The sequence below is a fragment of the Candidatus Nanopelagicales bacterium genome (assembly GCA_018003655.1).
Classification (GTDB): domain Bacteria; phylum Actinomycetota; class Actinomycetes; order S36-B12; family UBA10799; genus JAGNDY01.
Window position 1 is genome coordinate 1 of record JAGNDY010000055.1, and the last position, 13,967, is coordinate 13,967.

The 13,967-nt window shown below is 62.7% G+C and carries 10 protein-coding genes; 8 read left to right on the forward strand and 2 right to left on the reverse strand.

All coding sequences use genetic code 11. The annotated features are described in order from the left end of the window. Positions 1 to 206 precede the first annotated feature (206 nt). The 4 genes from KAZ48_08230 to KAZ48_08245 are packed head-to-tail and all read left to right on the forward strand — an operon-like array spanning position 207 to position 3,375. A complete protein-coding gene (locus tag KAZ48_08230; protein ID MBP7972775.1) occupies positions 207 to 1,196 on the forward strand; it encodes a DNA polymerase domain-containing protein in 990 nt (329 codons plus the stop codon). 2 nt (positions 1,197 to 1,198) lie between these two features. Next, on the forward strand, positions 1,199 to 2,215 hold the full coding sequence (locus KAZ48_08235) for an ATP-dependent DNA ligase (GenBank protein ID MBP7972776.1): 1,017 nt from the start codon (positions 1,199 to 1,201) through the stop codon (positions 2,213 to 2,215). An 18-nt stretch (positions 2,216 to 2,233) separates the two neighbouring features. Then, positions 2,234 to 2,623, forward strand: coding sequence for an OB-fold nucleic acid binding domain-containing protein (locus KAZ48_08240; GenBank protein ID MBP7972777.1), 390 nt, complete (start codon positions 2,234 to 2,236; stop codon positions 2,621 to 2,623). A gap of 8 nt (positions 2,624 to 2,631) precedes the next feature. Further along, positions 2,632 to 3,375, forward strand: a complete 744-nt coding sequence (locus KAZ48_08245) for a DUF3159 domain-containing protein (protein ID MBP7972778.1) — start codon at positions 2,632 to 2,634, stop codon at positions 3,373 to 3,375. A 29-nt stretch (positions 3,376 to 3,404) separates the two neighbouring features. Here KAZ48_08245 and KAZ48_08250 read toward each other — a convergent pair whose 3' ends face one another. Together KAZ48_08250 and KAZ48_08255 are read right to left on the reverse strand one after the other, a co-directional pair. After that, positions 3,405 to 4,061, reverse strand: coding sequence for a TrkA family potassium uptake protein (locus KAZ48_08250; protein MBP7972779.1), 657 nt, complete (start codon positions 4,059 to 4,061; stop codon positions 3,405 to 3,407). A gap of 1 nt (position 4,062) precedes the next feature. After that, positions 4,063 to 4,725 (reverse strand): TrkA family potassium uptake protein, encoded by a 663-nt coding sequence (locus KAZ48_08255; GenBank protein MBP7972780.1) that lies wholly within the window; start codon positions 4,723 to 4,725, stop codon positions 4,063 to 4,065. A gap of 66 nt (positions 4,726 to 4,791) precedes the next feature. On the opposite strand from KAZ48_08255, the gene KAZ48_08260 reads away from it, so the two are divergent. The 4 genes from KAZ48_08260 to KAZ48_08275 all read left to right on the forward strand — a co-directional run. Further along, positions 4,792 to 6,861 carry an APC family permease gene (locus KAZ48_08260; protein ID MBP7972781.1) on the forward strand — a complete coding sequence of 690 codons (2,070 nt, stop codon included), beginning with the start codon at positions 4,792 to 4,794 and terminating at the stop codon, positions 6,859 to 6,861. A gap of 93 nt (positions 6,862 to 6,954) precedes the next feature. Further along, entirely contained in the window at positions 6,955 to 9,732 is a 2,778-nt protein-coding gene (gene acnA, locus KAZ48_08265; GenBank protein MBP7972782.1) for an aconitate hydratase AcnA, read from the forward strand. Between the two features lie 54 nt (positions 9,733 to 9,786). Beyond that, positions 9,787 to 11,718: a 1-deoxy-D-xylulose-5-phosphate synthase gene (locus tag KAZ48_08270; protein MBP7972783.1), complete on the forward strand. Its 1,932-nt coding sequence runs from the start codon at positions 9,787 to 9,789 to the stop codon at positions 11,716 to 11,718. 76 nt (positions 11,719 to 11,794) lie between these two features. Then, positions 11,795 to 13,967 (forward strand): diguanylate cyclase (locus KAZ48_08275; GenBank protein ID MBP7972784.1); only part of this gene is annotated, 2,173 nt, incomplete at its 3' end.

Consider the following 13,967-nt stretch of genomic DNA (forward strand, 5'->3'; position numbering starts at 1 on the left):
GTCGGCGGTCAATGGGGATCGAGCTGGATCCTCGGTCATGACTACCTCTCTGTGGAATGGGCATAGGGGTTGTCGGCGATCGTATCTGTCGAGGCGCGCGCTGCGTCGGTTTACTCAGTACCGTCTAGTCCGTGGCTGGCTATGGATCACCCGTTGAGGTTGACGTTGGTGGCGTTCCGGTGCGAGTTTCCAACCCGGGACGGCCAATGTTCGCGGCCCTCGACATAACCAAACTGGACCTCGTTCAGTACTACATTTCGGTTGGCCCCGGCATCTTGCGCGCCTTGAAGGACCGGCCCACCACACTGGAACGCTGGGTCGATGGTGTCAATCCGGGGCAGAAAGTATCTGCTAGAGACGAGAAGCCCAAAGATGCCTTCTTCCAGAAACGGGTCCCCAAAGGCGCACCTGGCTGGGTGAACACAGCGCGCATCAGTTTCCCCTCTGGCCGGGTGGCCGACGAGGTGTGTCCGGACCACCTGGCAGTCATCGCGTGGGCGGCCAACCTCGCGACCATCACTTTTCACCCGTGGCCGGTCCGCGCCGGCGACGTGGAACACCCCGATGAACTGCGGATCGACCTGGATCCGCAACCGGGCACAGATTTTGGTGACGTCATCACCGTGGCGGTTCAGGCACGAGCTCTGCTGGAAGAGCTGGGGCTGCGCGGCTATCCCAAAACCTCCGGCGGCAGGGGCATCCATATCTACGTCCGAATCGAACCGCGGTGGTCGTTCATCGATATCCGCCATGCCGCGATTGCGTTGGGTCGGGAGTTGGAGCGCCGCCTGCCCGGCCTGGTGACCACAAACTGGTGGAAGGAAGAGCGCGGTCAGACGATCTTCATCGATTACAACCAGAACGCTCGTGATCGGACCATCGCATCTGCCTACTCGGTCCGGCCCCGACCAGGCGCGCCGGTGTCGGCCCCGTTGGATTGGGACGAGGTGCCGGATTGCCGCCCTCTTGACTTCACGATGGCGACCATGCCAGCGCGCTTTGCCAGCCGCGGGGATGTGCACGAGTCGATTGACGACGTTTCCCACGACTTGACCCCGTTGCTTGAGATGTATGAGCGGGACGAGGCAGACCGCGGTCTGGCGGAGATGCCCTATCCGCCGGACTATCCGAAGATGGCAGGTGAACCCAAGCGGGTCCAGCCGAGTCGGGCGGCCAAGCCGTCGGAGACGGAGTGATCGTGGACCTACCCGTGATGCCACCCATTAGCCCAATGCTCGCCAAAGCTGCTCCAGCGATCCCCGCCGACATGCAGTACGAGGCCAAGTGGGATGGCTTTCGGGCGGTGTTCTTCGTGGATGCGGGAGAGGTTGTCATCGGTAGCCGCAATGAGAAGCCGCTGACCCGATACTTTCCGGAACTCGCGGCTGCAGCGGCTAGCTCGCTGCCCGACCGATGCGTCATCGACGGTGAGATCATCATCGTCTCTGATGACCACCTCGACTTCGATGCGCTACAGAACCGTATCCATCCGGCTGATTCTCGGGTCCAATTGCTGGCCGAACAAACGCCGGCCCTGTTCGTCGGATTCGACCTGCTCGCTCTTGCTGATCAGGACACGATGGCGTTGCCCCAGCAGGAGCGACGGCGGCTACTTGAGGATGCACTCGCTGATGTCACAGCGCCCTTCCACCTCGCGCCAGCCACCACAGACCAAGGTGTTGCGAAGACTTGGTTCAGCCAGTTTGAGGGGGCTGGACTCGACGGTGTGATGGCCAAGCCGCTCGATGCGGTCTATCAGCCCGGCAAGCGGGCACTTGTCAAGGTCAAGCATCGTCGAACTGCCGACTGTGTCGTCTACGGATTCCGGTGGCACAAGTCCGGCCCGATCGTGGGTTCGCTGATGCTGGGCCTTTACGACAGTGGCGACGAGCTAATACCAGTCGGTGTCACATCGTCATTCACCATGGTCAAACGCGCCGATCTAGTTGATGTACTCGCTCCCTTTCGGACCGGCGATGGGGACGTGGCTGGCACGTTTGGCCCACCATCGCGTTGGAACAGCGGCAAGGACATGGCCTTCGAACAACTGCGACCGGAGCTTGTTGTCGAAGTCGCGTACGACCACATGCAAGGCAACCGGTTTCGCCACACGACCCAGTTCCAGCGGTGGCGGCCCGACCGCGATCCGCGTAGTTGTCGCTTCGACCAACTGGAGGAACCCGTTAGCTACTCGCTGTCTGACGTTCTGAGCTGAAAGGGTTAGCCTGACAACATGGCCGAACACGCGGACGACTCAGGCATCCGGGGAAAGCTGCGGAGACTGCGTTCCAGCGATGCCGAGGTTGAGGCTGAGGAGTTGCAGGAGTCAAGTCGTTTCGCTGGTGCGACTGCGATTCACGACTGCGACTGTGGTCAGGTGGTGACCGTTTCCGGACCGCTGCGATCCGTGACCCTGCGGCCGGTGGAGGGCATTGCCAGCGTGGAGGCCGAGTTGTACGACGGCACCGGCCGGGTGCGACTCATCTGGATGGGTCGACGCCACATCGCTGGTATCGATCCCGGCCGGGTCATGAGCGCTACTGGTCGCCTGTGCGAGGTTGATGGCCAACAGGTGATCTACAACCCCCGATACGCGTTGAGGCCGATTGCGACGGGTGAGTGACCCCGCACGTGACTGATGCCCCGAACCCCGAACCGACACCGCACCATGTGAACCTTCCTCCTGCGCTTGAGGCGATCACCGAAGACCTTCGTGAGGACGCCTCGATCGAGGGCACGATGTTCAGCAAGGCGATCGGTGGCTGGCGCGGGATCATTGATTCGAGCCTGCCGGCGCTTGTCTTCTTGCTGGTCTATCTGCTCGACAAGACCGATCTGAAGCGTGCCGTATGGTCGGCCGTCATTGCTGGGATCCTCATTGCCGCGTGGCGGTTGTTCCGGCGCCAGAGCATCCAACAGGTCTTGGCGGGATTCGTCGGTGTGGCGATCTCGGCCTTCTTGGCTGCCAAGACCGGAAACGCCGCGAACTTCTTTCTGCCCGGCCTGCTGATCAACATTGCCTATGGCATCGCGATGGTGGTGTCGGTGCTCGCGCGATGGCCACTCATTGGTGTCTTGGTGGGTGGAGCGACGGGGGACATTTCTGGTTGGCGGTCAGATGACCAGATGCGTCGGGCGTATTCGGCGGCAACGTGGATTTGGGCTGGAGCCTTCTTCTTGCGGGTATTTGTTCAGGTGCCGCTGTACCTGGCCGGTTTGGTCGGGCCGCTCGGGGTGACCAAGCTAGCGATGGGTTGGCCGTTGACACTTCTGGCCGGCTGGTGGACCTACCGCCTTATCCGACCTGCCTTTGCCGCCGCCAAAGACCGTGCGATGGCTGACCGAGTTGCCCCGACCGAAGCCAGTGACGACTGAACTGCAGTGAGACTGAACTGCGGCGACGACTAGTCCCCGAGCAGATCCTCTAGCGCAGTTTCTTGATCCTCTGCCGCGACGAATAGCAACTCGTCACCGGCTTCTAGGGTGTCATCGGGAGTGGGGGTGACGACACGTCCCTCTCGGATGATCGCCACCAAACTCGTATCCACCGGGAAGGCCACGTCGTCAACGCGACGGCCGACCACGGGCGCTTCCGGCGGCAGGGTCAGTTCGACCAGGTTGGCGTTACCTTGCCGGAAGGTCATGAGCCGGACCAGATCGCCGACCGTCACTGCCTCCTCGACCAATGCTGACAACATGCGCGGCGTCGAGACGGCGACATCGACGCCCCACGACTCGTCGAATAGCCACTCGTTGCTCGGGTGGTTGACGCGCGCAACGACCCGAGGAACGCCGTATTCCGTCTTTGCCAGCAGCGACACCACCAGGTTGACCTTGTCGTCGCCGGTGGCAGCCACAACCACCTGGCAACCAGGTAGGCCTGCCTCTTCCAAGGAGGAGATCTCGCATGCGTCAGCGAGCAGCATTGTTGCCCCGGGCACCTTGTCTGGCCGCATTTTGGTTGCGTCCTTGTCCAGCAGCAGCACCTCATGCTCGTTGAGCAGGAGCTCTCGGGCGATTGACCGGCCGACCTTGCCGGCACCGGCGATGGCTACTCGCATGTCAGTTGCTCCCCGGCACGTTGGCGGCTACTTTCACCAAGCGATCCTTGTCGCTCGGGTGACACAGGACATGAAGTAGATCGCCCTCCTGCAGGACAGTGGATGGGTCGATGAGCAGCGCTTCGCCGTAGCGGGTCAGAAACGCGACCCGCGCGATCGTGCCACCGGTTATCGACGCGGCCGGGTGTCCGATCCAACTGTCGTCGTAGTCGAGTTCAGCCAGCATCATCGTGCCCGTTGAATCACGCCATTCCTCCATCGCGCCAGCGGGATCGATACGTCGCAGGATCTGCCCAGTCGTCCATGCGACGGTGGCGACCGTGGGGATGCCGAGGCGTTCGTAGATCTCGGCGCGGCGTGGGTCATAGATCCGTGCGACAACCGTCGGAACGTTGAAGATCTCTCGAGCGACGCGGGCAGCGATGATGTTTGAATTGTCTCCGCTGCTGACAGCCGCAAAAGCGGCAGCGTGCTCGATGTCGGCCTCTACCATCGCTTCCTTGTCGAAGCCGACGGCCTCAATCGTCTTGCCTGCGAAGCCGTGCCGCAGTCGCCGGAACGCACCGGCCTCCTGATCGATGACGGTCACGTCACGGCCCATCGAGTCGAGAGTGTTAGCGAGTTGAGAACCGACTCGTCCGCAACCCATGATGACGATATGCACGTCCACTGACGCTACACGTCGGGTCAGCCTGCTTTGGCAGCGAACCGACCTCTAGCATCAGTGACCGTGCCATCAGTGACGGGTTCGGCCAAGCGTTTCTTCTTGGGCCGCGCCGTGCGCAGCGAGAATCTGCACTCAACCCTGTTGCCCAAACGCATTGCCTTGCCGGTCTTTGCTTCCGACGCGCTGTCGTCGAATGCCTACGCCACGCAGGAGATCCTGCTGATGCTGTCGATGGGCGGCGTCGCCCTTTACAGCTTCGCTCCCTGGGTTGCCGCAGCCGTCATCCTGGTCTTCTTCACTGTGGTGGCCTCGTATCGGCAGAACGTCCACGCCTACCCGAGCGGGGGCGGCGATTACGAGGTGGTGTCCACCAACCTCGGCCAGCGTGCGGGCGTATTTGTCGCCAGTGCTCTGCTGGTCGATTACGTCCTGACCGTCGCTGTGTCGATCTCTTCAGCGGTAGCCAACATCGCTTCTGCCTTCTCACCCGTCGGGCGTCAGGCGGTGCTGGTCGCGGTGGGTCTGATCGTGATCATGACGTTGATGAACCTGCGGGGCGTGCGTGAGTCGGGAACAGCTTTCGCCATTCCAACCTACGGGTTCATCCTCGGCATCGCGGCCATGGTCGGCTGGGGAGTCTGGCGCATGTCGCAGGGAGAGGTTGTCGAGGCTGAGAGCGCCAACTGGCAGATCACTCCGGAGACGTCCGCGACCGGAATCTTGCTGGTTGTGCTTATCGCGCGGGCGTTCTCCTCGGGTACAACGGCCCTCACGGGCATCGAGGCGATTGCCAACGGTGTGCCCGCTTTCCGCAAACCCAAGTCAAAGAATGCGGCATCGACGCTGCTGTTGCTCGGAGTCATCTCGATGGCAATGTTCACCGCGATCACCTGGCTCGCGTTGGCCACGCACGTCAAGGTTGCCGACAGTGACGCCAGTGTGATCGGACTTCCGGCCGGACAGTCTCAGAAAACTGTCATCGCGCAGATCTCCCAGGCCGTGTTCTCGGACTTCAAGCCCGGCTATCTGTATATCTCGATCGTCACAGCCTTGATCTTGGTACTGGCGGCGAACACCGCGTTCAACGGATTCCCCGTGCTGGGGTCGATTCTGGCCCGCGACGGCTACCTGCCGCGGCAGTTGCACACCCGTGGTGACCGGTTGGCGTTCAGCAACGGGATCATCTTCCTTGCTGGCGCGGCCGCGGTGTTGGTCATCGTCTACAAGGCAAGCGTCAGCAGTCTGATCCAGCTCTACGTCATTGGCGTGTTCGTCTCCTTCACGCTTAGCCAGATCGGCATGGTCAGACACTGGAACCGACACCTTGCTGAGGAGCAGGACCCCAAGGCGTGCACCAGGATGAAGCGCTCCCGGGTCATCAACTTCTTCGGTGCGATCATGACCGGAACGGTGCTGACAGTCGTGCTGTTCACCAAGTTCACCCATGGTGCCTACTTGGTCGTGATTGCCATGCCGATCCTGTACCTGATCATGCGCAGGGTTCGCAGTCACTACGACCGAGTGGCGGTGGAACTCGCGCCCAGCGCCGACGACAGGGTGACGCTGCCATCTCGAGTCCACGCGATCGTCTTGGTCTCAAAGATCCACCGGCCGACTTTGCGTGCGTTGGCGTACGCACGCGCGACGAGACCGTCCACCCTCGAAGGACTGACGGTCTCGATGGAGTCCGGCGACGTCAACGAACTGGCGGCTGAGTGGGAGCAGCGCAAGATCAGTGTTCCCCTCAAGATCCTCGATTCGCCATACCGGGAAATCACCCGTCCGATCGTCGAGTACGTCCGCGGGTTGCGACGAGCGAGTCCGCGCGATTTGGTCTGCGTCTACATCCCCGAGTACGTGCTCGGTCATTGGTGGGAGAACATCCTTCACAATCAGTCAGCGCTACGACTCAAGACCCGGTTGCGATTCACGCCCGGTGTGATGGTCGTCAGCGTGCCCTGGCAGTTGTTGTCCAGCGAGAAGGCGGCTGACGTTCCGATTGACAACGCGCCAGGGGCTGTTCGCCGTGGTGAGCCCGAGGCCGCCGTCGCCGAGGCAGTCGTTGCGGCTGAGTACGGCGCCAGCGGCCAGGTTCCACCCGATCCGGCCCAGGCCCCACCGAAGCAGGACTGAGAACGCGACGCGGCCCGCGCAGTGCTGGCAGTCACTAGTTAGATTGGGAACCTGAATGGGCAAGCCGGCCGACCACTCTGGAGGGTTCGCGAGATGACCAGCAAGGACAGCTTCGGGGCACGCGGCCAGCTATCGGTCTCCGGCCAGGACTACGAGATCTTCCGAATCAGTGCCGTGCCCGGTTCGCAGTTGTTGCCTTTCACTCACAAAGTGCTGTTGGAGAACCTGCTGCGGACGGAGGACGGCAAGAACGTCACAGCTGAGCAAATCTCCGCCCTTGGGTCATGGGACGCCTCAGCCCAGCCGCGTCAGGAGATTCAGTTCAGCCCGGCTCGGGTCGTCATGCAGGACTTCACTGGCGTTCCCTGTGTCGTTGACCTTGCGACCATGCGTGAAGCAGTAAAGGAACTCGGCGGCGACGCGGGCAAGATCAATCCGCTCGCACCCGCCGAGTTGGTGATCGATCACTCTGTGATCGCCGACTTCTTCGGGACCGTCGGCTCACTTGAGCGCAACGTTGAACTTGAGTACGAGCGCAACTCGGAGCGCTACAAGTTCCTTCGCTGGGGGCAGAGCGCTTTCGACGAATTCAAAGTCGTTCCACCGGGTACCGGCATCGTCCACCAGGTCAACATCGAAAGCCTCGCCCGCGTCGTCATGACTCGCAACGGGCAGGCATATCCCGATACCTGCGTCGGCACCGATTCCCACACGACGATGGTCAACGGTCTCGGCGTGCTCGGTTGGGGTGTCGGTGGTATCGAGGCAGAGGCCGCGATGCTGGGCCAACCGGTGTCAATGTTGATACCGCGCGTTGTCGGCTTCAAGCTTTCCGGCGAGTTGCCGCAAGGCGCTACCGCTACCGACTTGGTATTGACAATCACCGAACTACTCCGCCAGCACGGCGTCGTCGGGAAGTTCGTGGAGTTCCACGGTGCCGGCGTCAGCGCGGTACCCCTGGCCAATCGCGCGACGATCGGCAACATGAGTCCCGAATACGGTTCGACGGCTGCCATCTTCCCGATCGACGACGAGACGCTGCGCTATCTGCGGCTCACCGGCCGGACCGACGACCAAGTCGCGCTCGTCGAGGCCTACGCCAAGGAACAGGGTTTGTGGCACAACCCAACCGAATCGGCCGTCTACTCCGAGGAACTCGAACTCGACCTCGGCACGATCGTGCCCTCGCTGGCCGGTCCCAAGCGGCCGCAGGACCGCATCATCCTCACTGAGTCCAAGCAGGCCTTCCGCGCGGCCGTTGGTGACCACGTGAGCCCGGAGTCGCAGTTGGACAAGGCCGACCAGGCATCCTTCCCGGCATCCGATCCGATCGCCCACGACGTCGCCGATCAGGTGCCGCCGGTGGGGGAGCCCGACACCGCGTCGAGGCGGCCAAGCAAGCCGACGCCTACCGAGCTAGCCGACGGGACGCAGGTGGTGCTCGACCACGGGGCCGTGGTCATCGCCGCCATCACGAGTTGCACGAACACCTCCAACCCGTCGGTCATGATTGGCGCCGGCCTGTTGGCGAAAAATGCGGTCGAGCGTGGCCTCATGTCCAAACCGTGGGTCAAAACAACCCTGGCACCCGGATCGAAGGTCGTCACCGACTATTACGAGAAGTCCGGCCTCACGCCCTACCTCGACAAGCTCGGCTTCAACCTGGTCGGCTATGGGTGCACGACCTGCATCGGTAACTCCGGACCACTTCCCAGCGAGGTGTCGGCTGCGGTTAACGAGGCTGACCTCGCGGTGGTTTCGGTCCTCAGTGGCAACCGAAACTTCGAGGGCCGAATCAATCCCGACGTCAAGATGAACTACCTGGCGTCGCCACCACTCGTGGTGGCCTACGCCCTCGCGGGCACGATGGACATCGATCTAGCCAACGAACCACTCGGAACCGGCTCAGACGGTGGTGACGTGTTCCTCAAGGACATCTGGCCCTCCGCGGCACAGATCCAAGCCGTTGTTGAGCAGGCCATTGACGCACAGATGTTCACCAGCCGATACGCCGACGTGTTTGCTGGCGACGAGCATTGGCAGTCGTTGGAAACTCCGACCGGGGACACGTTCGACTGGGATCCAGACTCGACCTACGTGCGCAAGCCTCCCTACTTCGATGGAATGAACGTTGATCCGTCGCCGGTCACCGATATTGCCGACGCCCGCGTGCTCGCGCTGCTCGGCGACTCCGTCACCACCGACCACATCTCGCCCGCCGGCTCGATCAAAGCCGATACCCCGGCGGGCCGATACCTCAGCGAGCACGGCGTCGATCGGGCCGACTTCAATTCCTACGGATCCCGGCGCGGCAACCACGAGATCATGATTCGTGGAACCTTCGCCAACATCAGGCTTCGCAACCAGTTGGTGCCCGGGATCGAGGGCGGTTTTACCCGCGATTTCACCGAGCCGGACGGTCCGCAGTCGACCATCTATGACGCGGCCCAAGCCTATGCGGCCAAGTCGATTCCGCTGGTGATCCTGGCGGGCAAGGAATATGGCTCGGGCTCATCGCGCGACTGGGCGGCAAAAGGCACGGCACTGCTCGGTGTACGGGCTGTGGTCGCCGAATCGTACGAGCGAATCCACCGTTCGAACCTGATCGGCATGGGTGTCCTCCCCTTGCAATATCCAGCAGGGCAAGACGCGACCTCGCTGGGATTGACCGGTGAAGAGTCGATCTCAATCTCCGGTGTCACCGCGCTCAACGAGGGGACAACGCCTGCCACGGTTCCGGTTGTGGCGCGGCGTGCGGATGGAACCAGAGTCGAGTTCGATGCCGTCTTACGGATAGATACTCCTGGCGAGGCGGACTACTACCGCAACGGCGGGATCCTGCAATTCGTCCTGCGGTCGCTGCTTGCCTAGCCGGCACGATCTACACTCGCTGGAAGAACGTTCCACTTCCGAGAGGGGCCCGGCATGAGCATGCTGGCGCGCATCCAGGGTCCACGCGACCTCGATGCCCTCACTCCCGCCGAACTCAACGAACTCGCGGCCGAAATTCGAGCGTTCCTGGTCGAGAAAGTGTCCCGCACAGGCGGGCACCTTGGTCCTAACCTCGGGGTCGTCGAAACGACGATTGCGTTGCACCGGGTCTTCGATTCGCCCAACGACCTCATCCTGTGGGACACCGGCCATCAGTCTTACGTTCACAAGATCATCACAGGTCGCATGTCCGGGTTCGACGAGTTGCGCCAATTCGGCGGGCTGTCCGGTTACCCAAGCCGAAGCGAGAGTCCGCACGACGTCATTGAGAACTCCCACGCGTCGACCTCCCTCGCCTACGCTGACGGCATCGCGAAGGCTTGGCGCCTCAAGGGCCAACTCGCTCACGACCCAGGCGTCACCGATGGCCGACACGTAATAGCGGTGATCGGTGACGGCGCCCTGACCGGTGGGATGGCCTGGGAGGCGCTGAACAACATCGCGGGTAGCGATCGACAAGTCATCATTGTCGTCAACGACAACGAGCGCTCGTACGCGCCCACGATCGGTGGTGTCGCGCATCATCTGGCGACGTTGCGGACCACAGTCGGCTATGAACGAACGCTCGATTGGGGCAAGCGTCTGTTGGGCCGTACCCCCGTCCTTGGCCCACCCACCTATGACGCCCTGCACGGTTTGAAGAAGGGCATGAAGGACATGCTGGCCCCGCAGGGCATGTTCGAGGATTTGGGTTTGAAGTACGTCGGTCCGATCGACGGGCATGACACTGAGGCGATGATGTTCGCATTGCGACGAGCGGCCGCCTTCCCTGGACCCGTCATCGTTCACGCAATCACGGAAAAGGGTCGTGGTTACCGGCCGGCCGAACTTGACGACGCTGATCGCTTCCACGGTGTTGGCATCATCGACCCCGCGACCGGGCAGCCCGTCAAGCCCGGCGCGCCAACTTGGACCGGCGTGTTCAGCGATGAACTCGTGTCCATCGGACGACGTGACGACACAGTCGTCGCCATCACTGCCGCCATGCTCGCCCCGACCGGGCTTACCGACTTTGCCAGGCAGTTTCCCGACCGCACCTTCGATACCGGCATCGCCGAGCAGCATGCGACCGCATCTGCGGCCGGGATGGCGTTCGCTGGGCTACACCCAGTGGTCGCCGTGTACTCGACCTTCATCAACCGGGCATTCGACCAAGTGCTCATGGATTGCGCCCTGCATCAAGCACCCGTGACATTCGTGCTTGACCGGGCGGGGATCACCGGCCCGGACGGCGCAAGCCATCACGGTGAGTGGGACATGTCGTTGCTGGGCATCGTGCCCGGCTTGCGACTTGCGGCCCCACGCGACGGGCAGCGGCTACGCGAGCTACTCGGCGAGGCGATTGCCATAGGTGATGGCCCGTCCGTCGTGCGGTTCCCCAGCGGTGCCGTCCCCGATGACATTGCGGCAGTGGCCCGTCGCGATGGCGTCGATGTGCTGGTGCGCGCCCAAGACAGTCAGGTGTTGCTCGTGAGCATCGGAGCCACGGCGGCGATGGCGCTTGAGGTTGCCGCTCGAGCAGCTGACCACGGGGTATCGGTGACCGTGGTCGATCCGCGCTGGGTGTATCCCATCTCGGATTCACTGATTGCGATGGCGGCGGCCAGCGATTTGGTGGTCACGCTTGAGGACAACACCCGCTCCGGCGGGGTTGGCAGCCGAATCAGCCAGGCCATGCGGGACCGATCGATCGCGGTGCCGTGTCGGGACATCGGCCTGCCAGCACAGTTCCTGCCGCATGGCAGTCGTGTGGCTATTGCGGGCGTTGCCGGCATGACCGCAGCCGACGTCGCCCGACAGATCGTCGAGGCCGCCGCCGCGCTCAGTGACGAAGTCGCAGTCGGCGGACCCTCGATTGGGAGCTAACCCGCCGCGCGAGACACCGGCGGGGCCAATCTGAGGAATCGTCACTTTCTGCTGGTCCAGTAGTTACTCTCGGTGGGTGCTCGGGTCACAACTGAAGGTAACGACGCGGTGGGTAGGCGCGTTCGTCGCCGTGCTCGGCCTGTTGTGGTGGGTTCAGCTGACATTTCTCAACCTCGGCAATGGGATAACCGCAGTCACGATCACTACCGGCGTCGGTGTCGGCGCTATCGCGAAGGCACCTCGCTCGGCCGCGGCGTCGCTCGTGGGTGCGTTCCTGTTGGTCTCGCTCGTGGCATTCGGCCTCGCGGGTTCGTCTCTCTGGCTCGCGGTCGTGTTTGCGGCGACCTTGACGGGACAAACCTGGTTCGTCGCTTGGATCATCACCCGAACCCGAGCGACCAAGGTGTCCAGCTTTGACCGGCTCCTCACGTTGACCGCCATCGCTGCTGCGGCCGCGGTCGTGGCAGCCACAGCAGCGTCGATCGCAACCCTGGCGCTGACCGACACGCCCGCCGACGCCGCTGGACGTGCGTGGTTCGTGGGCACCTTCGCCGGAGTGTTCCTCGTAGCGCCCGGCGTCCTGTCGCTTCGGTTTCCCCGGCGGCGTGTAACCGCTCGTCGAGCCGTCGAACTGACGATCGTCTTTCTGCTTGGGACCGCGCTGGTTACCGTGGCGCTGAGCTCCCAGTACGTCACTCCAATGCGGGCATTGGGCGCGCTCTACTTGCTCGTCCCCATGCTCTTGTGGTTCGCCGTCAGGTTCGGCCTTGCAATGACGTCACTTGCCGCGTGTGCCGTGAACCTGGCCGTGATGTCGGTGAGCAACGCCGGAATAGGTCCGGTCGCGGCGCACACCGCCGATCCAGATTCCCTGTTACTGCTCCAACTGGCGATGCTGTTGATAGCACTGATTGTGTACTCGGTGGCCGTCAACACCGAGCAGAGGCGAGAAAGTGACCATCGACTGGAGTCGGCGCGTGGACTGCTCGACGCGTTGGTTTCCAACAGCGACGCGATGATCTCGATCAGGCAGTACAGCGACGATGCGCAAGCCCGGTACGTCTTGGCCAACCCGCACTTCGCGGCCGCTTTTGGTCGGTCGGCTGCGGAGATTATTGGGCTGACTGAGGAGGAATTGACGCCACCCGATGTTGCAGCGACTGTGATGGATGAGGACCGGCAGGTGCTGAACGCTGGTGAGTCCCGGGTGTTCGTCTCACGCGGACTTGCCTCGCCGAACCACATCACGAGTAAGTCCCGGGTGTATCTAGTGACGAAGTTCCCGATCGATGGTTGGGATGGCTTGGCGAACTCAGTGGGTTCGATCGCTCTGGACATCACCGATCAACGCCGTCGTGAACGCCTCATGCGGTTGACATTTGACCAGTCGCCGGTGCCGATGGTGCGACTGAGCTGGCGCGATGGTGGACCGGGGGAGGTACTTGACGCGAACGGCTCCCTTGCCTCGCTCTTGGGTGTGCCAGTGGCCAGCGTCCTGGGCAGCAGCCTGGACCGGTTCATTCACCCGGACGAACGTGGGATCTCCCTGGTTCCGGTTGATGGCGAGCCTGGGCGGCCCCGACGTAGAGAGGCGCGACTGATCGGGGGTGACGGTTCAGAACTCTGGGTCGTCTGTACAGCCACGGTGCTGGAGGGATCCGGAGCTGGCCTTGCCGAGAACGACCTGGACGAGCCGTTCGCGTTGTTGGTGTTGGAAGACGTGACCGCGCGGCGGGTTGCTGAGCGGACGCTGACCCACCAGGCGCTCCACGATGCGCTGACTGGATCCTTGAATCGCTACGCGCTCGTGGATCGCCTGTCGGCGGCGTTGAGCCGACTCTGGCGCTCGGGCAACTTCGCGGCAGTGCTCTTCTGCGATCTGGACGGCTTCAAGAACCTCAACGACACGTTGGGCCACCGGGCCGGTGACGAGATGCTCGTCTCGGTCTCCGAACGACTGCGGGCGGTGATGCGACCGCAGGATGCGGTGGCGCGCCTGGGTGGCGACGAGTTCGTGCTCATTTGTGAGGATCTGCCCAATCCTGGGCAGGCACGGCTGATCGGCGAACGTATTCGGGAGGCGATGCGGGCGCCCTTCCGAATCGACGGACGCGATTACGGGGTCACGGTCAGCGTCGGCATCGCGGCAACCACCGATCCAGAGACTCGCGCTGAGGATCTGCTGCGCCGAGCGGATCTGGCGATGTACCGCGCCAAGGACAATGGTCGTAACCGCGTCGAGTTCTACG

Excerpts from the sequence above, each read along its gene's own strand:
- KAZ48_08230 (MBP7972775.1), top strand. The coding sequence starts at position 207 with ATGTTCGCGGCCCTCGACATAACCAAACTGGACCTCGTTCAGTACTAC.
- KAZ48_08240 (MBP7972777.1), top strand. The coding sequence starts at position 2,234 with ATGGCCGAACACGCGGACGACTCAGGCATCCGGGGAAAGCTGCGGAGA.
- KAZ48_08250 (MBP7972779.1), bottom strand. The coding sequence starts at position 4,061 with ATGCGAGTAGCCATCGCCGGTGCCGGCAAGGTCGGCCGGTCAATCGCC.
- acnA (MBP7972782.1), top strand. The coding sequence starts at position 6,955 with ATGACCAGCAAGGACAGCTTCGGGGCACGCGGCCAGCTATCGGTCTCC.
- KAZ48_08270 (MBP7972783.1), top strand. The coding sequence starts at position 9,787 with ATGAGCATGCTGGCGCGCATCCAGGGTCCACGCGACCTCGATGCCCTC.